Origin of the sequence: Chitinophaga sp. RCC_12, from assembly GCF_041360695.1 — a bacterium.
In the GTDB taxonomy this organism is placed as follows: domain Bacteria; phylum Bacteroidota; class Bacteroidia; order Chitinophagales; family Chitinophagaceae; genus Chitinophaga.
The window spans coordinates 122,055-144,277 of sequence record NZ_JBFUPS010000013.1 but is presented as its reverse complement, the minus strand read 5'-3'; the positions used below and the strand labels follow the sequence as shown (position 1 = coordinate 144,277).

General features: G+C 46.6%; 16 protein-coding genes. 2 read left to right on the top strand and 14 right to left on the bottom strand.

Going from position 1 to position 22,223, the window contains the following annotated elements:
* Position 1: 1 nt before the first annotated feature.
* The 14 genes from AB6805_RS29095 to AB6805_RS29030 all read right to left on the bottom strand — a co-directional run bounded on the left by AB6805_RS29095 (position 2) and on the right by AB6805_RS29030 (position 18,795).
* Positions 2-475, bottom strand: a complete 474-nt coding sequence (locus AB6805_RS29095; RefSeq protein ID WP_370912950.1) for a Dps family protein — start codon at positions 473-475, stop codon at positions 2-4.
* Between the two features lie 5 nt (positions 476-480).
* Positions 481-915 carry a DoxX family protein gene (locus AB6805_RS29090; protein ID WP_370912949.1) on the bottom strand — a complete coding sequence of 145 codons (435 nt, stop codon included), beginning with the start codon at positions 913-915 and terminating at the stop codon, positions 481-483.
* 10 nt (positions 916-925) lie between these two features.
* A complete protein-coding gene (locus AB6805_RS29085) occupies positions 926-2,806 on the bottom strand; it encodes an amidohydrolase (RefSeq protein ID WP_370912948.1) in 1,881 nt (626 codons plus the stop codon).
* An 11-nt stretch (positions 2,807-2,817) separates the two neighbouring features.
* Positions 2,818-3,576, bottom strand: coding sequence for a M17 family peptidase N-terminal domain-containing protein (locus tag AB6805_RS29080; RefSeq protein WP_370912947.1), 759 nt, complete (start codon positions 3,574-3,576; stop codon positions 2,818-2,820).
* A gap of 21 nt (positions 3,577-3,597) precedes the next feature.
* On the bottom strand, positions 3,598-4,947 hold the full coding sequence (locus tag AB6805_RS29075) for an alginate export family protein (RefSeq protein WP_370912946.1): 1,350 nt from the start codon (positions 4,945-4,947) through the stop codon (positions 3,598-3,600).
* 66 nt (positions 4,948-5,013) lie between these two features.
* Complete coding sequence (locus AB6805_RS29070; RefSeq protein ID WP_370912945.1) at positions 5,014-5,646, bottom strand: hydrolase; 633 nt, start codon at positions 5,644-5,646, stop codon at positions 5,014-5,016.
* Between the two features lie 131 nt (positions 5,647-5,777).
* Complete coding sequence (locus AB6805_RS29065; RefSeq protein WP_370912944.1) at positions 5,778-7,109, bottom strand: DNA mismatch repair protein; 1,332 nt, start codon at positions 7,107-7,109, stop codon at positions 5,778-5,780.
* Complete coding sequence (locus AB6805_RS29060) at positions 7,106-8,455, bottom strand: DNA mismatch repair protein (RefSeq protein ID WP_370912943.1); 1,350 nt, start codon at positions 8,453-8,455, stop codon at positions 7,106-7,108. The genes AB6805_RS29065 and AB6805_RS29060 overlap by 4 nt, the downstream gene beginning before the upstream one ends.
* Before the next feature lie 26 nt (positions 8,456-8,481).
* Positions 8,482-10,782 (bottom strand): Gldg family protein, encoded by a 2,301-nt coding sequence (locus AB6805_RS29055; RefSeq protein WP_370912942.1) that lies wholly within the window; start codon positions 10,780-10,782, stop codon positions 8,482-8,484.
* 7 nt (positions 10,783-10,789) lie between these two features.
* On the bottom strand, positions 10,790-11,722 hold the full coding sequence (locus AB6805_RS29050; RefSeq protein ID WP_370912941.1) for an ABC transporter ATP-binding protein: 933 nt from the start codon (positions 11,720-11,722) through the stop codon (positions 10,790-10,792).
* 32 nt (positions 11,723-11,754) lie between these two features.
* On the bottom strand, positions 11,755-13,137 hold the full coding sequence (locus tag AB6805_RS29045; protein WP_370912940.1) for a RagB/SusD family nutrient uptake outer membrane protein: 1,383 nt from the start codon (positions 13,135-13,137) through the stop codon (positions 11,755-11,757).
* An 18-nt stretch (positions 13,138-13,155) separates the two neighbouring features.
* Positions 13,156-16,692 carry a SusC/RagA family TonB-linked outer membrane protein gene (locus tag AB6805_RS29040; protein WP_370912939.1) on the bottom strand — a complete coding sequence of 1,179 codons (3,537 nt, stop codon included), beginning with the start codon at positions 16,690-16,692 and terminating at the stop codon, positions 13,156-13,158.
* A gap of 213 nt (positions 16,693-16,905) precedes the next feature.
* Positions 16,906-18,123 (bottom strand): FecR family protein, encoded by a 1,218-nt coding sequence (locus AB6805_RS29035; protein ID WP_370912938.1) that lies wholly within the window; start codon positions 18,121-18,123, stop codon positions 16,906-16,908.
* 66 nt (positions 18,124-18,189) lie between these two features.
* On the bottom strand, positions 18,190-18,795 hold the full coding sequence (locus AB6805_RS29030) for an RNA polymerase sigma factor (protein ID WP_370912937.1): 606 nt from the start codon (positions 18,793-18,795) through the stop codon (positions 18,190-18,192).
* Positions 18,796-19,516: 721 nt separating this feature from the next.
* On the opposite strand from AB6805_RS29030, the gene AB6805_RS29025 reads away from it, so the two are divergent.
* Both AB6805_RS29025 and AB6805_RS29020 read left to right on the top strand, forming a co-directional pair.
* The gene (locus tag AB6805_RS29025; RefSeq protein ID WP_370912936.1) at positions 19,517-20,470 is read left to right on the top strand and encodes a hypothetical protein; all 954 of its coding nucleotides are present in this window, start codon (positions 19,517-19,519) and stop codon (positions 20,468-20,470) included.
* Between the two features lie 224 nt (positions 20,471-20,694).
* Positions 20,695-22,158 (top strand): ATP-binding protein, encoded by a 1,464-nt coding sequence (locus tag AB6805_RS29020; protein WP_370912935.1) that lies wholly within the window; start codon positions 20,695-20,697, stop codon positions 22,156-22,158.
* Positions 22,159-22,223 lie beyond the last annotated feature (65 nt).

Here is a 22,223-nt window from a genome sequence, read left to right as displayed (position 1 = left end):
GCTATTCAAGATGCGCTCTGAGCATCCAGGCCATTTTTTCATGCTTTTCCATCAGCCCGGTGATATAATCACTGGTTCCTGCATCATGGAATGCGGTTACGTAGCCGTCTATGTTTTCGCGCAGGCGGATCAGTATACTTTCATGGTCCGACAGCAGTTCTTTGATGTGCCCTGTTGCATCATTTTTTTCCCTCGACTGCTCCGTGAGGTGCGTCAGGCTTAAAAATTCCTTCAGGGTCGCCGGCGGGAAATGGCCCAGGGACCGGATCCTTTCTGCCACATCATCCACTATTTCTTCCATCTGCCCGTACTGGGATTCAAAAAACAGGTGCTTGCTGTGAAAATCAGGTCCTGTTACACACCAATGTGCTTTGAGGGTTTTGGTGTAAAGAACGAATTCATCTGCCATTATTTTTCCCAGCGAATGGGCTACAGCAGAAAGGTGTTCTGGTTTAATACCAATACGTGTAATCATCTTTTTTAATTAAATAATTGAAGCAATAAAAAGTTATCCAAAGAATAGGTGCCGGCGCCCAGCGCCAGTAAAAAAAGTAAAGAGAGCGTATACATATAAGGCACATCGCGCACTTCCAGGTCGTCGTTACGGTGTACCACAAAATAACCGATGGCGGTTACTCCAATCGTGGGCAGGATTACCAGCCGCGTCCCGATGCCCAGCATTACCAGGAAAGGCACTACGGTATCTGAAAACGTAGCCACCAGTGCGTTGAGCTTTTCCGGTAAATGAAGCGGGTTCGGTACATGCTCTTTTTGCCCGTTCACTACGCGGAACTTTTTCATGCCATGTACCCTGAACAGCTCCAGCGCCAGCAGGCAGCGGAATGCCAGCATAGCAGCATTATTCCAGGTGCTGCCCAGGTCGGAGTAAAGTAGGGAGGTGATAATATCGTTCATAATATGCGCGTTAAAATGCAAAACAGGAGCAACCAAATGCACCCCAGAATGCGGTGTAATTGTTAACAGGGATGTTGCTCTTGCGGGCAATATCGTGATGATGCCCGTGAACGTCGCAACTGCCTTTACAGCTATGTATCCCGGCAGCAGCAACCGCTTCAGCAGCTGGCGCCTTGGCAACAACCGCAGCATCTTTATAGTAACCCGGATAGTTTTTCACGGGTGACCAGTCAGGCAACACGGGTATCCTTGGCGGGGCGTGGGTAGCGAAATCGTCCTTGGCGTATACCACCTTTCCGTCAACAATGGTAAGGATGGACTCAATAGATTTAATCGCTTCATCATCCACTTCAAAAAAGTCGCTGTCCAATACCGCCAGGTCGGCGAACTGTCCTACCCTGATACTGCCTTTCTTTTGTTGCTCTCCGGAAAACCATGCACTCCCTTTTGTATACAGTTCCAGTGCGGTTTCCCGGCTTAATTTATTTCCGTCGCCATACAGTTGCAACCCTCCTACGGTTTTGCCGGCAGTGAGCCAGTACAGGGCTACCCATGGATTATAACTGCTAACCCTGGTGGCGTCGGTACCTGCGCCAACGGGTACGCCTGATTGAAGCATTTGTTTAACCGGTGGCGTATGCGCCGCTGCGGCAGGTCCATAACGATCGGCAAAGTATTCGCCCTGGAAAGCCATGCGGCTTTGAATGGCAATGCCGCCGCCAAGTTCCCGTACACGGTCAATATTGCGCTCATCAATGGTTTCCGCATGATCGAAGATCCAGGGAAGGCCGTTAAAAGGAATCTCCCGGTTTACTTTCTCAAAAACATTTAAAAACCGGGTGATGCTTTCGTTATAGGTGGCGTGTAAACGGAAAGGCCAGCGTTTTTCTACCAGCAGCCTCACTACCCGTTCCAGCTCCTCCTCCATTGTATCGGGCAAGTCCGGCCGCGGCTGGAGAAAATCTTCAAAGTCGGCGGCAGAAAACACCAGCATTTCGCCGGCGCCGTTGTGGCGGTACATGTCGTCTCCCTGGTGAAGGGTAACAGAACTGGTCCAGTTTTCAAAGTCTTCCCGCTCCTGTTTAGGCCGTTGTGTGAACAGGTTGTAAGCGATACGAACAGTCAGTTGTTTTTTGTCATTCAGTTCACTGATAACTTTATAGTCATCGGGGAAATTCTGAAAGCCGCCACCGGCGTCTATCACGCTGGTGATGCCAAAGCGGTTTAACTCCGTCATAAAGTGACGGGTAGAATTTACCTGGTGTTCGTACGACAACCGCGGTCCTTTGGCGAGTGTGGCATACAGGATGAGTGCATTAGGCGCTGCCAGCAGCAGCCCGGTGGGATTGCCTTTGGCATCTTTCTCCAGACGGCTTCCCGGCGGCGCCGGCGTGTCTTTTGTAAATCCAACTGCCTGCAATGCTGCGCGGTTTAACAGTGCCCTGTCGTACAGGTGCATAATAAATACCGGCGTATCCGGCGCAATGGCATTGATCTCATCCAGGGTGGGCATTCTTTTTTCGGCGAACTGAAATTCAGTCCACCCGCCTACTACACGCACCCACTGCGGCGATGGTGTTAGCGCCACCTGCACTTTCAGCATGCGCAATGCATCCGCCAGGGAAGGGACGCCATCCCATCTTAATTCAAGATTATAGTTCAGGCCACCGCGGATTAAATGGATATGCGAATCATTTAATCCTGGTATCACCCTTTTGTTTTTCAGGTTGATCAGCACCGTACCGGTATCCTGAAACCCGTTGAGTACGGTGGCGTCGTCTCCCACAGCTATGAATTTGCCTTCTTTAATTGCCATTGCTGTTGCCGAAGGCTGGTGCCTGTCTACGGTATGGATTTTACCGTTATAAAGAATTAAATCGGCCTTTTTCATCATCGTCTGTTTTAGTTATGAAATGAAGCAATGGCTTCTTTGATTCCTTCGCCGGCAGTGACGAAAAATGAGGGGCCAGCAAGCAGTATTACTTTGGTTATTTTTTTCGGGGCAGCTAAATTATTTTTATGGAGATAGAGCTGCGTTCTGTATGCCTCAATAATGCCTTTGGTGACATTACCAGCAACGAGGGCGGTAGGAGAATCAATACCGCCATCTTTGATATCGCTGGCAAAAGAAAAACTGGTCACGCCTAAATTCAGTGCTTCACGCATGGCTACAGTTGCCACGGAGGTCATAAGATCCGGCGTGAAATTATTCCGGTTGCCCATGCCGATCAGTAATAAACGCGGGGCTTTCAATGCGCCTTTAGCGGGCGTAATCAGTATCGTTTCCAATGCATGCCCGGCAAACCTGCCTGTTTTGCGCAGTGCTGTAATTTGACCGTGCAGCGCCTCATCCAGGTGAACCATGCCGTTCAGCGCGGCGGGCAATGCAGGAGGATTAAAAATATCGCCTTCCGTGTACTCGAACACACAAGCTACCTGTAAAGGAGATTCAGCGGCTGAAGGCCCCTGGACCAATCCTTCGATGGCAATCCCATCTACCTTTCCCCAGATCTTTGAAGTGCCGATCGCCGTTGTTTTTACAGTGGTATCTGCGGTTGCCGTTTGTTGGGCATATGCTGAGGTTCCCAGCAGCAACGCAAAAGCTACTGGTAACAGGCTTCTTACTTTTGTTGTCCAAAGATTTCTATTATAATTTCTCATGATGAATAATTTATTTTCTTATTAAAATTTGAATGCAACCCGGGTGTTGATGAATAAACCGTCTTTATGATCTTTGATCAGATCATCTACAAAAGCGCCTGTCTTAAAATATTGTATACCGGCATTCAGCGAGATAAAGCGGTTCAGCGTGTATACTGCACTTGCGAGGTAAGCGGTACCTATATATCTTTTTGCTGAAGAAGCGCCTGCCAGGTTAAAATTGCCACTGGGGCGATATACACCATCCTGCAGGGAGTAACGCCAGTTGAATACCACATCTGCCTGCAACAGCAGTTTAGGCCCCGGGTTCACAGTCGCATAAGGATGGATATCAATGAGGTTTACCGGGCCTATTTGCGGACTGAATCCGAAATATCCTCCTTTGGGATACAGCGGGTTAAAGGTGCCTAGTTTTCCGTCGCCTTTATTGCGGTCGCCGGAGATGTAGTCGTTGCGTAAATTGATCGTTGGCCGGCCTTTCACAGATTCAAACATATAGCCGATATCTGCGGAAGCGGTCCAGGCGCTGATATCCGCAACGCCAAACTTCCCGAACTGCCATGCCGCCTCGAAATTGTAAATGAAGCCGCCGCCATATTTCCAAAGCCTGCTGCCCAGTGTATGTCTTACTTCCTTTGCAGCGCCTTCTTCAAAAACTGCCAGATCCCGCCGGACGCCGAGGTAATACACATCAAGGTTGCCAGCCCGGGGGAAAATACGCTTCGCATATAGTCCCCACAGGTTTACCTGCTTGCTGATCTTATTGTCGAATGTACCCGTGTTCACCGTGTCTGCCGCCATTGCAAATGCGTCTGCGGTAAAACCTGGGGTGGCATACATTAATTTAAGTCCATCAAAGTAGAGCCGCAGGTTGGGCCCTTCACGGACAGAGATCAGCCGCCCGCTGCCATAGTCCAGTTCCTGGCGGCCGGCACGGACAGTAAGGCTTTTTGTGTTACGTTTATACAGCTGTGCATCAACAAAGAGATTCTGAATATTCAGGTGGTCTTCATCAATAGGCCTGGGACCGTTTTTACGACCTCCTTCCCAGGCACTTCGCAGCTGCGTGAACACCCGGATGCGTTCTCCGAAGTGAACATCCGCATGAAGGTCGTAGCGCTGCAATAAGAAATTATTGTGACCTGTTCCCAGCCGCCCCCAGTCTTCATTATTAAAATCAACATATTCCCACCTCGCCGATCCGCCGAAAGAAATGTATATGTTATGTTCAGCAGAGAGGGAAGTATATTTTACCTGGCGATAAAAGGTAGGTGCAGAATCACGCAGGTAGGCGTAATTCTCATCAAAACGCATCCCTTTAAATGATTGTGTGAAACCTGCATGGCCGATCAGCAGGAGCATGATCAGCATTGCTGACTTTTGCCATAAACAGAAATTGGAAACTCGCAAAGCTGGTAGAGGATTTTACAGAAGAAATCAGTGTTTAAGCATATGATGGGCATAATGAATGCCTATGCCATAAGAACCACCATACTTTTTCATCAGGTCGGTAACGGCTACATACGTTTCCTGTCTGGCCCAATCTCTCTGCAATTCCAGCAGGTATTGAATAGCGGTAATGGGTTTAACGCCTGCGTGCACCATGCGTTGCACGGAGCGTTCATGCGCTTCCGGGCTAACATCGCCACAGGCATCGGTAATAACATACACAGTATAGCCTTCTTCTATGGCCGACAGCGCAGGACCTACTATACAAACGCCCGTCCACAGCCCCGCAAGTACCAGCTTCTTTTTACCGGTACCGGTAATGGCTTTATACGCGGCTTCATCTTCCCAGGTATTCATGGAGGTACGGTCGATATACCCGGAAGTAGCCTGTGGGTAAAATTCTTCAATTTCAGGAAATACAGGGCCTGAAAAGGTTTCTTCGGCAACTGTTGTTACAATGGTAGGGATATTAAAGATCTTTGAAGCGCCGGCAACAATAGCGGTATTGGTACGCAGTTCACTGAGCGGAATACTCTTGGTGGCAAAAGCCATCTGGCCTTCAAAATCAATTAATACTAATGCGTGGTTTTCCGGAGATAATAGATTCGGTGACGGTTTCATAAATTAAATAGTTTCCGCCCGGTAAGACAACAAAGATGCCACCTCTCAATCATCTCATAATCAACATTATAAGCGAAACTATTTAATAAAAAATATACGACATATCGTAAATTTATGATCGTGCATAAAACTCATTCCCGCTTAAGGATCAATGCTATTAACCCTTCATTCCCGATAATAATCATACCATGACGATCCGCTGTAATACCTTCTTTTAATTGATAAGTATACCTGGGCACATTTCCCTCCATCACCGTGGGCAGGTATAAAAAACGGAAGCTTCCATCCTCCTTTTTCAGGGCCTCGCCTACTTCAATAATATGCGAGGAAATGATAAAAAAGCAATTCGTGTGTTCCGAGAAAGCAGCGGTAATAGCGAGCGTAGCATCATAAGCATCCTTTACATTGGTGCCTTTAAATAACTCATCGAATATAACCACGAGATCTTTTGACGCTCCTACCTGCTCCGCTACACTTTTCACCCGCAATACTTCGGCATAAAAGTGACTATAGCCATGCTCCAGGTTATCGGGGACATTAATAGTAGAAAAGAGCCCGTCTTTTACAGAGAACTCCATTTCCGTTGCCGGCACCGGGAACCCCATGTGTGATAAAAAAACGGCAATACCAAACGACTTCATAAATGTTGACTTCCCCGCCATATTTGCCCCGGTAAGAAAAGCAACATTCGATGCCGGATGAAATGAAATGTCGTTGGGCACCGCATGCTCCACTGAGGGATGAAATAATCCGCTGATATTGATTACATTTTTATGTTTGGGTAAAGCGCTTGCGTAACAAAAGTGCTTTGTCCGCGCCACAGTGGATACGGCTATATACACATCAAACTGGTAAATAATGTCTATCACGGTCTTCATCTCCTCCAGGCATCCCGTTCTCAACTGGTAGTCGTATTTTATAAGCTTTGGCAGCGGAATATTCTTTACATCTGTTTCTTTCCGGAGCCACAGCAGCCGCCGGTCGTTAAAGATCTGCCGGATTTTTTCGACCTGTTCCTGCACAGGGCCATAGGCGCCCAGTTCGGCTAATTTGTAAATGAAATCACGAAAGGCTATTAACAATGTGATCGTTTTTTCCAGCCCTGTAACAAGCAACTCATAGCTGTTATCGCGGATCACCGTTTTAAGCAATTTCCTGTATACTATATTCCACGCCGCGGCCGGCATGGTAGCACCGGCGCCGGTGGTAAGATAATTTTCTACTATGCTAAATGATTCGCCACTGAAAGGCAGTACAGCAGGGTTCTTGTCAAAGTATTGAAATATACTGCTGCGTTCATTGATCGCAAGATGATCTGTTAATGGATACCGGAACATATCATCCAGCAACTTTCTGCCACCGCCGGTTATAACGTTGTCGAATATACGGTAAATGGATTTGTTGTTGTACCTGCCGGGAATGTTCAGATCATCAAGCGTTTGTTTGTCTGCGAGAAAACTCATACGTCCTTATTTTTATCTTTCTTTTTGCCGATGATATCCAGGATACCTTCATTTTTGATAATAATCATCCCATGCCGGTCGGTGGTAATACCCTCCGCTAACCGGTACGTATAAACGGGTTTGTTGTTTTCCATGCGGGTAGGCAGAAAAATGAATTGGATGTTACTGCACTGCTCTTTCAGCACTTCTCCCGCTTCGGTGATATGCGTTGAAATGACAAAAACACCATTCTCTCTTTCTGCAAAGGCAGCGGTAACTGCCACCGTACCTTCATAGGCGTCTTTTACATTGGTGCCCCTGAAAAGTTCATCAAAGATGAGCAACAGGTTCCTGGCTTTCGACAGCTCCCTGGCGATCTTTTTTATCCGCAACACCTCCGTATAAAAATGGCTGCTTCCGGAGGAAAGGTCGTCCGGTAAATTGATAGTGGTGTAAATACCATCCCTTACGGCGAACTCCATTTTCTCCGCAGGAACGGGAAAGCCCATATGCGCCAGGAACATGGCTATGCCCAGTGATTTCATAAAGGTGGACTTACCCGCCATGTTGGCCCCGGTTAAAAAAACGACGTTGTTTTCCGGGGTAATATGTATCGTATTGGGCACCGCCTTCGGTACCTGGGGATGGTAAACGCCCTCCAGCCGTATATGGTGACTACCGGCATCCAATGCAACCGGGAATATAAACTTTCTTTGCGCCGCCACGTTGGCTACCGTGATATATACATCTAAATGATAGATCAGCGACAACATTTTGCCCAGTTCATTTCTGAACCGGAACCTGAGCAGCTGATCATAGGCTACTACTTTTTCATAAGGCAATTTCGTTCCCGCCGGCTCCTGCAATACCAGCTCCAATGCCGGGTCTTGCAGGAGTTTTTTCATTTCAGCGATATCCGGCAGGTATGGGTGATCAGCGGACATTTTTGTCATATCAATAAAAAACCCTTGCAGCGTATGCAGCATTTCTATCACCGACCGGACCCCGTCGCTGACCGTTTTAAAATTAGTATCGGCCGCTATCAGGTGGTTAAATTTCCTTGCCAGGGTATTTCCCTCCGGCGATAAACGGGTCCGGTCGTCCTGCACGGCCAGGTAACCTTCTATTGCGTCAAACAAGCCGCTGCTGAAAGGGAAACCGGCATCAACAGACTGAAGAAACCGGATCTTGCCGCTTCTGTTATTGATAGCGCTTTTTTCCGCAAGCGGGTACCTGAACATATCTTCCAGCACAGCGGCGCCTCCGCGTGTGCTGGTATGGTTAAAAACCGTGTAGATAGAATCAGCTCCCGGTTTCCCCAGTATATTGAGATCAGTAAGGGTTTGCTTATCGGTGTTAAAAATCATCTTATAAAAATTAAAACTATCCCTGACTATTTCCTTTTCCGTCTGATGAGCAATATAGCGCCGAATGCCAGCAGGATACCGGGTAACACCCACAGGTAAATAATCCGCAGGAACTTCACCTGGTCTTTTGTTAACAGCACGGCTGTATCTTCCGGCTTAGGGCGGGTGCTATCGATCGGGAATTCGCCATAACTGAGCCAGCTGAACAAGGCGGTGTTAAAAACAAAATTTGCATTTCTTAAATTAAAACGCTGCAACTCAGCGTTGCCCATAAAATCGGCATCACCGGTTACAATAATGCGTTGTTCTTTATTGTTGATCTTCCGTGTCAGGGAAACCGCTGTGGCGAAAGATTTGCGCTCGTCGCCCCTTTCCGGTAAAAAGACCACTTCCGCTGAATCGGTTACGAGGTTATCTTTCTTCAGCCAGCAATTTCTTATATCCGTTACCAGCAATGGCTTGATGGTGAATGCACCGGTATCGCTGTAAGAGAGGGCTGTTGCCCGCGGCATGGAAGCCATGGCGCTATCGTGGTGACTATGCGCCAGCGCCGGATAAAACGATGCGACTGTGGCAGTGAGATAAGGTGTGATCAACTCCGGTTGCAGGTCTTTGCTGGTTTGCACTAATATACCATCCATCAATTGCACGCCCAGCTGCCGCAGAAAAGGATTCAATATGGCTTGCTTGCCAGGCTCACCTGCCACCAATAAGTTTCCGCCATTGTTTACATATCGCTGCAGTTTCTCCATACCAGCCGTTGTGATGGCCACCTTCGGATCGGCCAATACCAGCGCGGAAATATCAGTGGGAATATCCTGCGACTCCAATGATAGTGTATCCACGTCAAAACCCTGGTTCAGCAATGAGTTACGGAAGGTAGTGAGGTTCGTGAGCACTTTATATTCCCTGTCTCCCAGCTTATTTATACTTCTCTCCAGGTGCCCTGTCAGGAAAACTATTTTGGGCATCTTTGCCTGCAGCAAACGCTTAAATGCAGCCGATACTTCCGTTTCGCCCGGCCATTCCTGGTTATCATCAAACACCCGCAGGAACGTGGTTTTTCCTTTATACTTCAGTTGCATTACGTACCGGTTCAACTCCGGTTTCAGGTTAATCACCTTCCGCATTTCAGCAGGCGTTTTAAACTGATCCATTGAAAGATCCCTGCTATCTGCATATTGTTTGGCTATCTGGTCCAATGTTTTGCCCTGGTAGTACCGGTACATACCGGGATTTTCATAGGACGAATCATAATATAAGACCGTTTTAAGTTCAATGTTATGTTTGAACCGGGTATAGGGTTCCCAACGGCCCAGGTTCCGGTTATATGAATCGGGGCTGCCAAGGTCCCAGTGGCGTCCCAGCAGGTTATTATATGCCGTCACTTCCAGGGGAGCATCTCCCAGTTCTTTTATAATTTTCTGCGCATTGGGCGTAAGCGTTCTTTGTTTGCCACGGCTGGCGTCATAATAGCCCACCATTGAAGGGATGGAGCTAAAGTAGCCAACGGCAAGTGTGGACACTATCACAAAAGCATATCTCCCGGTTTTTACAATAGCCGGTTTGGATTCCATGCCGGCTTTCAGCTTATAGATACTGAGCCCGAGGAAAAGGTAAACGATGGCCAGGAAATAGATCACATCCTTTGAAGTAATGAGCCCCAGCAGCATGTTCCCCGTACGACCTGAAATAGACAGAAAGTAAGTCAGGTTCCGCACAAATGCAATATCCTGCCAGAGCGTGCCTACATAGGATAACAGGCCTATCATTACAAAAGTGCATACGGCAGCCACCACCTGGTAAGTGGTGAGACACGACATGAACAACCCGATGGCCGAATAGGCACAAAGCAACAGGTAAAGCCCCAGCATGGCGCTGAACAGCATACCGGTATCCGGCGATTTAATCTGGAACATGCTGGAAGTAACAAAGATCCCAAAGATCATCACCAGCAACAAGCTGTAGATCATCATCGCCAAAAATTTCCCGAACACAATTTCCCTCACGCGGATAGGCGAAGTATACAACAGTTTAATAGTGCCACTGCTGGTTTCACGGCTGATCAGCCCCATTGTGAGCAATGGAATATATAAGTATAAATTGCGCATTACGCCTCCTAATACGCCCCGGTTACTCAGGAAAACAAATTCCCCTACACTGCCGAAAAATTTCCCGCCCGCATCCTGGTCCCTGGCGATGGCTTCCATTACGCCGAGGTACGTTGCCCCGCATTGGATGAGAAATACAATCATTAAAAACCAGGCAATAGGTGAGTAAAACAGGGTGCGTAACTCTGTTTTGGCTATTCTGAATATCGTCTTCATTAATCCGTTATTGTTTTGATGATGGATGGGATAACTGCTTAAATATTTCGTCGAGTGCACTTTTATCAAGGCTGATCTCCCGGAGTCGCCAGCCATTATGTACCGACGCAGCGATGATCCTTTCCGTGATCTCCTGTTCACCATTGAAGTAAATGCGCAATTGTCTTTCTGTAAGAAATTCCACCTGGGTAACACCATTAATTTTTAACAGCTCTGCTTCCACCGGGGGATTCTCCATATGCACGAGTACACTGTGTGGTTCTACATAGTTATTAAACGTGTCCATTGTATCTGAGAAAACAATTTTCCCGTTTTCGATCATCCTGATTTCTTTACATAATATCTGTACTTCAGACAGGATGTGCGAAGAAAAAATCACGGCCCTGTCGCGGGCGATTTCTTTGATCAGCGACCGTACCTCTATGATCTGGTTAGGATCCAGCCCATTGGTAGGCTCGTCCAGCACTACCAGTTTGGGTTGATGTACAATAGCCTGTGCAATGCCTACCCGCTGGCGGTAACCGCCGGAAAGGTTCCGGATCAGTCTTTTGCTGAAATGATCCACCCCGCAACGTTCCTTGGCTTCCTTTATGGAGGATTTCATTTTATCTTTTGGCAAATGCCGCAGACCGGCGCAGTAGCTAAGGTATTCGTCGACCGTAAGATCCATGTAAAGCGGGGGATGCTGCGGCAGGAAACCGATATCCCTTTTGGCCTGTTGCGGATGCTCTTTCATGTTAACGCCGTTAATATAAACATCGCCTTCGGTCTGGTTCAGCGCCCCGCACACAATATTCATGGTGGTCGACTTTCCCGCACCGTTTGAGCCCAGCAAGCCAACAATACCTGTTGGGCTTATTTCCATATTAATATCACGGATGGCCCAGGAAGTACTGTACCGGTGGGACAACTTTTCAATTCTGAGGATACTTGATGCCATTTATTTTATAATTTTTTTTGCAGATGTACAGTCTATGGATTCTGTTCCATTTCCGGGTTCTGGGTGATGAGTATATTGGCCAGTGGAAATACGTAGCCGCTGCTGTTGGGCGCCAATGTGTACGTGTTGCCATTGAATGACCTGGTAACGGTTTTTGCAAGCTGCGGATCCTTGTTCAGCCGGCGCTGATCAAACCAACGCAGGCCGGTGCCGAAGAATTCGCGACGGCGTTCCTCCACTACCAGTTGTAATGCTTCTGCTGCAGTAGCAGCGGTAAGATCTGCATAATCGGCGGGCAGGAAACGGAATTTACGGAGCGTATTCAGCATACCCACAGCTTCATCTGTTTTGCCTGCACGGGCAAGGCATTCCGCTTTTATCAGCCAGGTTTCATTTACGGATAGGCCCACTGCGGGCTTATCCGGGGCGCCTGAATATTTTTCACGCGACCAGAAGCCTAACCCCGTAAATGAAGGATAAAACGAAGTGCCGGTTTTTACAAAAAGCTGATAGCGCAAATCCTTTGTTCCGAGCAGGTCCAGTATTGCCTGACTTAACTGCGGAGCGCTATACATTCCACGGGGCACTTTCCGCAGCAGGATCTGCTTATCGTTGAACTGGGAAGGGAAAAAATAGGTACTTCCGGCAACGGCTAAATTATAGTCGTACAAGGTACTTGATAACGCCATCGTACTATCAGCAAAAGCAGCGGCATTGGTGAAGTCGCGCATGTTAAGGTATACTTTGGCTAACAGCGCATAAGCCGACGCCTTATTGGGCCTGAAATTAATATCCTGTTTGAGTGGCAGCATGGGAATTGCCGCCGTGATGTCCTTCAGCACCTGCTCATATACCTGTTTCACCGTTGCCCGTTTTAAATCCACAAAAAGAGCAGCCTTTAGTAATACCGGCACAGCAGGATCGGTTTCCGCAGTAGCAGCATCATACTGCTTTCCATACAGGTTAGCCAGGCTAAAGTAGGTAAAGGCCCTTTGCATCAGCGCCTCCGCCAGGATCGTTTGCTTCAACAGCTGATCTCCTCCTTTACTGTCCATTACGCCGTCAATTACTACGTTGTAAGTGTACATACCGGCATACAGGGAATTCCAGTCATTGTCCTGCATAAGATCCGTGTAAACGGGTTTACGCCAGGTATAGGTGGCCGTTTGAACAGTGTTACCTTTAATATTATCCTGGATCTCCTGCGCACGGAACTCCACGTCATCACAGCTCACAAGCGGGGCTGAACCAAAGGCGCTCTCCTGCTGATCCCGGTTATTCATCAAAGCGCGGTAGTCTTCTGTATACACCAGCACACGCTGGCCCTGTATGGGCACTTCTTCCACATATTTACGGCAGGAAACCATGCCGGCACCCAGTAATAAAAAAACAATAACTATTGTATAGTGACGCATACTTTTCGGTTTAATGAATTAGAAACTCAGTGCAACTCTGAAAGAATAATTGGTTAATGGAGGAAGCTGGTAGTTATTGCCGGTGGTATAGAGATAATCGGGGTCCAGCTTCTCCTTATTGGCTGCCCAGATCATTCCGAGGTTGCGTGCGAGCGCTGAAACGGTCAGGCTTTTCAGTCCTGCTTTTCCCAGTAAAGTAGCAGGAATAGTATAAGACAGCATCACCTGCTGCAATTTGATATTACTGCGGCTTCTTACCAACAGATCTGATTCCCTGTAACGGGCCGAGCTGGTATAGAAAGAGGTATTGTCACCGAATTCCAGTCCCGGAACATTGGTAAAAGCTTCATCTCCCGGCTTTCTCCAACGATTGGCCAGGTCCCCGTTTCTTCCTACAAAAAGGTTATTACTGAATCCGATATCCTGGATAGAAGGTTTCAGGAAAACACCACCAAAAGCGCACTGGAACTGTACGTTCAGGTCGAAGCCTTTGTATTGCACCGAGTGACTGAAACTTCCAAACCAGGGAGAAGTCGTCCGCCCGGCATAGACACGGACGTTTTCATACGGATACTCATTTACGGTATATTTCTTTGAACGGTCTTTACCATTATAAATCAATGACTGACCGGTATTATCCAATCCTGCCCAGGCGTAGGTAAACAGGTAATCTGTGGGATAACCTGAATAAAGCATCTCCGGCGCAAAGTAAGTAGTCGGTTTTTCGAAACGTGGATCTTTGATAATGTTCGTATTATAAGACATATTGATGCTGGCCGTCCATCTCCAGTTCTTGCTGAGAACCGGCACTACATTGATTCCCAGATCCACCCCATGACCTTCCAGGTTGGCCGTATTAAATAAAGTAGATATAAAACCGTAGGTACCGTTGATCGGCAGTTGCCAGATGATATCTGTCGTATATTTCTTATAATATTCTGCAGAACCGAATACCCTGTTTTTAAAGAGGGAAAAATCGAGACCCCAGTTCATCATCCTGGTTTTTTCCCATCCAAGGTTTTCCATAGCGGGAGTGGCAATCACACCATAAGGGTAGTTGGTATAATAGTCAGCACCGAGTATATTGATAGTAGTAACCGGCGCATAACCCTGTGGCGCGTTTCCGCTGAAGCCATAGGTAAAACGTGCCGACAACTGATCTATCCAGGTAATATTACGGAGAAATTCTTCCTTGCCCAGGTTCCATTTCGCGCCGGCAGACCATAACGGGATGGCCCTTTTACGCCGTTCCACACCCAGTAAATTATAGTCATCAAAACGTGCACTTCCGGAAACGGTATATTTATTGTCGAATGTGTAAGATCCGTTCGCGTAGTACGACAGCGCCCTGGTGGTCTTTTCTGTGACCGGCCTGGTAGTGGCGCCGATACTCTGTGTGATCCCATAGATATCTGTATATCCGACAAAAGGATTCACGCTGCGAAAAGCGTTGATAGACTTATCATAACCGTAGCGCATTTCCCCGCTGCTTTTACTATAGGATTCCCTGATTTCATTACCTACCAGTAAATTCAGCTGATGCCGGTCCTTCCAGTTTTTGTTTACATTGATCTGCCCACGCAGGTTGTAACTTCTTCCCTGCCCGTTGGCAAGATCCAGCCTGCCGCCCGGAGGCACGCCATATACGCGGGCGCCGCTGGGACTCAAACTGGTAGCCTTATTCACCAGCATCCTGGCATCGTAGCTGTCCGGTTCCCAGTACTGCTCGTATTCCGTAAACATCCTGCCTACATTTCCTGAAATATTAACTGCTAACCAGGAGGTGATATTACCGTTTACCGCCAGATTCAATGCCACGTTATTAGCGGTATTATAAACGTTGGAATACTGCAGTTCGTCGATAGGAGAATAACGAAACGGAAGATATCCCTTGTTTTCAAGGTACCTGGCGGTTGACGGAATGGTCAGCAGATCATAATAAATATTGTTACCAGATGCATCTTTGAGCATATCGTAAGGCCGCATACCGCCCGACACAGTGCTCATCGCCTTTACAGCGGCATTGTTTATCTTATCCTTTGTATTCCCGAAAGTCAGATCTGTACTTATTGTAACGCGTCCATTCAACAAACTGGAGGTGTTCCCTGCTTTGAGGGAATATCCCCTGTTCGTATTATTTCTGTAAACACGATCTTCCTTATAAAAATAACCCGACAGAAAGTAAGAGCTGTTTACTCCGCCACCGGAAACAGAGAGGTTATATTGCTGGGTAGTGGTCGGCTGGACCATGTATTTTTCCATCTGCGAGCGGTTATCAGTAGCGCCTAATGCAGCCAGTTGTGCGTTCATCTCGGCATCTGTTATTTCTCCGCGTTTGTTCCTGAAATAAATTGCCTGCACCTGGCTGCCATTCTCCGGATAATAGCTTCCCGGCGCACTTCGCGGAACCGGATCAGAATATCTTCCTTTATCCAGCAGTTCTTTTTCCAGGTCAACGTATTGTGATACCGACATCATTTCTCCATATCCAAGAGTTGGTTTACTGCTGGTACCCATCGTAGTGGAGAAACTGAAAACCGGTTTGCTGTTGCGTACTCCTCTTTTTGTGGTGATCACAATTACGCCGTTGGCTGCCTGGATGCCCCAGATAGAAGCCGCTGCCGCATCCTTCAGGAAAGTGATCTGGTCAATATCATCCGGATTGAGCAGGTCCAGCGCGCCGTTGGCGATAGATACCTGGGAAGGGAATCCGTCTATTACCAGCAAAGGATCCAAACTTACTTTTGTGTACTCACTTTTAATGGTAGACAAGCCACGGATTCTTACCGACCCGTTACGGCTTTTACCCGCCGTGGTTTTGGTGGAAATTTCCACGCCCGGCACCATGCCCTGCAACCGCTCCAGGATGCTTACTACCGGCACCTGTGCCAGCTGCTTCCCGGTAACCACACCGAATGATCCGGTAGCCCGTTCCTGTGGAAGCGCCTGATACCCGGTGTTCACTACTACCTGTACCTCCCCGAGTTTTCTGATGTCCGCATAAAGCCGGAACGTAACCGCGCTTCTTCCTTCCAGCTTTAATTCTTTTCGTTGGTAAGCAATGTTAGTGGCTACCAACGTAGCATTCCGCGGCACATTTACAAAAGAGAAATCCCCCTGGATATCGGTAACGGCCATCAGCTTTGTATTGCGTACCGCTACGGTAACATCCGGTATCGGCAAACCGGTTGAATCCAGGATCTTACCTTTCAGCAGGGGAATCACCGTAGAATCTGAAAGCGTAGCATACTCCCACTGGTAAGGCTTTTCAGAGAGAAAGATGGTTTTACTGTCGATAGAAAAAGTTAATGGTTGGTTCTTAAATACATTTTCCAGGAACTCCTGCAAAGGGATTTCCCTGGCGTTAATGGTAATAGGGATCGCACGTTCCATCAACCGGTCGTTGCTGAATACCACGAAACCGGTTTGTTTGTAAACGGCGTCAAAGATTTTCTTCAGAGGCATATCCTTCCCCGAAATAGTGACCGCCTGGGATGAAGATTTTGCGGAAACATGCAGTAAGGAGGCGAAGAGGAAGAAGGTAGTAATTCTCATAATCCGCAATATTTGTATAGGGACCGGCAATAGAAATCCCTTTCGTTCTACATGAGCGATTTTTTGCATAAATTTGGTTGTGGTTTGGTTGATAAAAAATTCGTTACACCGAAATTTTAAGTTTAGCCGGCTACCTGCCGGAAGCGCTCCTACTGCTTCCGGCTTTTTGTTTTTTCGACTAACCCTGTTTGATGATCTTTTTTATGATGATGATTATTGTGTGACTACCAGTCTTTTTCCTTCTTCAATGTTCAAATGTACCCCTGTGCTGTTCAGGCCTTTGATCAGGCCAGCCAGACTTATGTTCCTGCTGATCTTTCCATAAAATTTAATATCGGGCACAGCCCCTTTGTATACGATCTCTACATCGTACCATCGTGCGATTTGTTTCATTGCATATTTCAAATCCATTCCATCAAAATCAAAAAGCCCGTTTTTCCAGGCCATGATTTTGTCGATGTCTGCATTGCTGATCACTGTGGGGGTTTCTGACAATTGCAGCTGTTGCCCCGGCCGAAGCACAATACCCTTGCGGTAAAGATCTGGCGTCTGTGCTTTCAGCGACAGTACCTTCACGGAACCCTCCAGTAAGGTGGTGTGCGGGCTTTCTTCATTTGCGTAGGCATTTACATTGAAATGGGTGCCCAGTACTTCGATACGGACATTATCCGGCACGGTTACCTGGAATGGCATCTGTGCATTTTGTGCTACTTCAAAATAAACCTCCCCGGTGATCTCCACATTCCGGTGCTTACCTTCAAATACTGTAGGATAGCGGATAGAGCTGGCGGCATTCAACCACACCTGCGTACCATCCGGTAAGCTTACCCGGAACTGGCGACCATTCGGGGTCGTAATGATATTATAGGCAACTTCATTGTTTTCTTTTCCGCCAGGGCCATACACCAGCCGGCCGTTATCAAATAAGATCCTGGTGCCGTTCTGTGTGGCTACCACACCGTTTTGCAGACTATCCAACGCAATGCGGGAACCGTCGGCTAATTTCAGGATGGCACCATTTTTTCCGGGTGCGATGTCTGTTACTGGTGCATTACCGGCAAAACCGCCAGGGGACTGTCTTTGGGACTGAAACCAATAGAAGGTGCCGGCCATAAATACAATAGCCGCTGCAGCAGCCACCCATCTCCATCGTTGCAGGAAATGAACGCGCTCCCGGGGGATTGGTTGTGCGTTTGGTGAATACCTGGCCAGGAACTGCGCCAGCGCTTCGTTCTCATTGTACTGGGCGATCAGCTTTACCGCGGCCTGTTGAACGCCGGCATCATTAATTTCCTCCCATACCTGCTGGTGTTGATTGTTATCAGCCACCCATGCATGTAACTCCACCGCTTCTTCCGGCGTCAGGGCTCCCTTTAAATGCTTGCTGAGCAGGGCGGCTATATAAAAGGCATTTGATGCTGGTTCATCCATATTGGCACGGCGCTTTCTCTTAATACGACGTGATATTCTTACCGTACCAAAGTATTCGAAAAAAAATCAGGAATGAGTTGTCATCAGCAGGAGAATGACAAAAACTTCAGGCGGGAGCCGGCGTTTTAACAGCATTATTCCCCGGGATTTCTGGTTTTTCACTGTTTGTACAGATAACCCCAGCTCACGGGCAATTTCATCGTTTTTCAATCCCTCTATATAACCCATGCGTATAATTTTGCCGCATTGTTCCGGCAGCTGGTTGATTTCGTGATAAAGTTCATTGAATACTTCCAGGCGGATCATTTCAAGATCAGCAGCAGTTTCCCAGTCGGCCTGGGCGCCGAGAAACACAGCCTGGCGTTCTTTACTGTGAATGGCCACCTTTATGGAATCAAAACACGCATTGCGGGTAGATTTGTACAGGAAATCCTTCAGGTGCCGGACATCTTCAAATACCTGCCGCCTGTTCCATAACTTCAGGAACACGTCGTTTACCAGGTCTTTCGGATCGGCCGCTTCCTGGATAATTTTTTGTGCGAAAGCGCACAAAACAGCATAGTATTCCCTGAAAACAACAGAAAACGCGGCTTCATCGGCAACAGCAAGCCGTTGCAGCAGTTCTGCCTCTCCGTATGGTTGGTCACGTTCAAACGATTTAATCAACTGCATCCCCGCTTATATGAAATACTAAAAAAATGAATAACCACGAAGCCGGCAATCAAAGAGCGCCTGCTTTTAATTAGGATTATTCGTCATAAAAGGAACAACAGGATGGTAACCGGCATTTATTGGTTGACTTGAAAAGATGGACTCCCTTTTATTATTATGGTTGCCGCGACAGAATATCCATCTGCTTATGATAATGAACAGTCACTGTGCTGGTAAAATACTAAATTTTACCAGCCAATTTCATAAATTATTGTCAATCGGACAAATATATTACGTTCAGATGTTATTTGGATACAGCTATTCATTTTATTCATTCTGATTCCCGCCTGGTTTTCATTTTGGTTTTCTGACAAAACTATTTAATTTTAAATATCGACTGATATCCTATGTAACGACCGTAAATAGCTATTCCTGAAACCCTGCATCCTTCACCGGCTGCATAATACAGCATGTTTACCCGCTGTAAAAGTATCATTACCATAAGACATTTACCGTTACCTGAAAAACCAGTTGTTTGTAATCATTTACTCAATTAATAACCATGGAGCGCCTCACCGGTTTCCAAAAATCACCTTATATGCTGCATTGCCGCATACCGATATAGTTCCTGTTATACAGGTAAACTACCAGGCATTTTTGCAGCTGGCAAACCACCCGCATCGGGTGGCGGTGATATCCCTTTGCATCCTCAGATAACCATTTAAACCGAAACACATAAACTATGGAAAGCCTTCAAACAATTAAAAGTGACGATATGGTGGAGATCCAATCCAAAGCGATCAAGTTAACCCATACCGGAAATTCAATCAAAGTATTATCAAAGGAGGAGATCTTTAAACTGATAGATGTTCATGAGCCTTATTATGCCCTGAAAGAGGTACGTGTGGATGAACATAATTTTGTAACTGCCACAATAGAAGCAGAACAACCGCTGGGAGAAGAGATCTCCCCCATTGCCGCGGCTGAAGCATGCAGGCATCTTGCTATCCTGGGATCCGTATGCTGTGCACTGACCAACCCAGTAAAACAAAAGCACTACTATCTCGCCCACCGGGGAACCTATAAAAGGGCCGTCGAGAAAATACATTACACGGGAAAAAAATTAGTGGCCACCGCCACGTGTACTTTTTTCAGTAAAAGAATCGCCAGCATAAAAGCCTGCCTGCTGGATGAAGACAATCAGCTTATCTGTGGAATAGAAACCAGTTTCCATGTAGTGCCCCATGCCCTCTTCGAACGGCTGTATTACAATTTTCATAAAGAAACACCTGATTTCGGCATAACGAATCCATATCATCAAAAGAAACCACTCTTTGATGTACAGTTTTCCGGCTTATCGGCGGCTGCCTCATTAGGTAAAATCCAGGATAATTATTGTGCGGGACATTTCCCTCACTTCCCGGCGATGCCGGTGGCTATCCTGATGAATACACTGCTGGATCTGGCGGCCAGGTATATTCATCACATCACCGGCAACAAATCATTAAAAATGTATGTCAGGGAAATGACGTTGTTGGCCGATAACCTGGGATTTTCCGGGGAGGCGGTGGTGCTGCATGTTAAGCAGGAAGCGTATGTTGATAACCTGTTTAAGCTTCACTGTATCGCCACATCCACTGACAATAAAAGTGTGGGCGATATTACTGTTATTATAGAAACGGTGGGAGCGTTGTAGAATGACCTAGCACTCTGACTAGCGTTACTCAGATTTCATCTACTTTTCCTTCAACATTAATTCGAGTTTTCTTCGGGATATTGACGATGTGTTGATAATGAAAGCCTATTCAGACAGATATTATCAATAAATAAATGTTCTAAAAATGAAATATTTATACTTTTTAGAACATTTATTTATCCTTATTTTGGTATATTTGCCAATAATAAGCATAATTTAAGAAAATGGCTAAGCTCAGACCGGTTTCTGAAGAACTAATTATTAAAAGGATCAGGTTGGAAAATCCCTGGTGGGATACGAGCGAAATTCCTTCTAATTACGCTCCTTTAAAGCGACGGCTTTACTTCGATCAACTGTATCAGCAAATCACCCTTTTATCGGTAAGGAGAGCCACCGTCTTAATGGGTCCCAGAAGAGTAGGAAAGACAGTGATACTTTATCAGGTAATCCAGCAACTGATCGCTGATGGTGTGCCGCCGCGGAAAATCTGTTTTCTTTCCATCGATGCACCGATCTATAATAATATATCACTGGAGGAGTTGCTGGCATTGTGCAAAAAAGCGCTCAATGATACAACTACTGACCATCTGTATGTAATCTTTGACGAAATTCAATATCTCAAAAACTGGGAGGAGCATCTGAAATCTATGGTGGATCTTTATTTCGAGGTCAGGTTCGTAGTTTCGGGATCAGCGGCGGCAGCTTTAAAACTAAAAAGCAATGAATCAGGAGCTGGTCGGTTTACAGACTTTATGCTTCCGCCACTTACCTTTCAGGAATATCTTCACTTGAAAGACCTGACTTACCTGCTCAGACAAGAGGCCTACCAATGGTTGGATACCCGCCCTCCCCAGATATTGGATGTCACAGATGACTGGGACACCCTTAATGGGCATTTCCTTGCCTATATTAATTTCGGTGGGTATCCGGAAGTAATCTTTAATAAAGATATTCAACAGGACCCGGGTAGGTTTATCAGGAGTGATATTATTGACAAAGTGCTACTCCGGGATCTTCCCAGTCTTTATGGTATAAGAGATGTCCAGGAGCTAAACTCTATGTTCAACGTTATTGCTTATAATTCCGGTAATGAGTTCAACCTGGAAAGTCTCTCGCAGGAATCCGGCGTAGATAAACAAACTATCAGAAAATACCTGGAATACCTGGAGGCTGCTTTTTTGATAAAAATCCTATATCCTGTTGGTATCAATACAAAAAGATTTCAACGGGATAGCAGGTTCAAAATCTATCTGACCAATCCCAGTATGCGTTGCGCCTTGTTCGCTCCAATTTCTTTTACAGATGATCATTTTGGTCAAATGGTGGAAACCGCTATTGTTGCCCAGTGGCTGCATAGAGGCGATGTACCGCTTCATTTTGCTGCCTGGCCCGGAGGGGAAGTAGACCTGGTAATGGTGACCCCTAATCAAAAGCCGCTGTTTGTGTTGGAAATTAAGTGGAGTAATCAATATGTTGCTCATCCCGGTAAGCTCAAATCACTGATGAAGTACGCTAAAGAAAATAAAAAGAAAGTGGTCTGGATAACAAGTATAGACAAGGTCCATCATAAGACATATGAGGGTATTGACTGTTGCTATATACCTGCCGCATCCTACTGTTTTTCCGTAGGTAAACATAGTTTCGCAGATAGAATAACAGATGAGTTAATCAAGCTTCTTGACAGCTAATAAAAATACAATAAGTGGGATACGGGGATGGCAGTTGCCATCCCTGTATCCCACTTAATTATTCA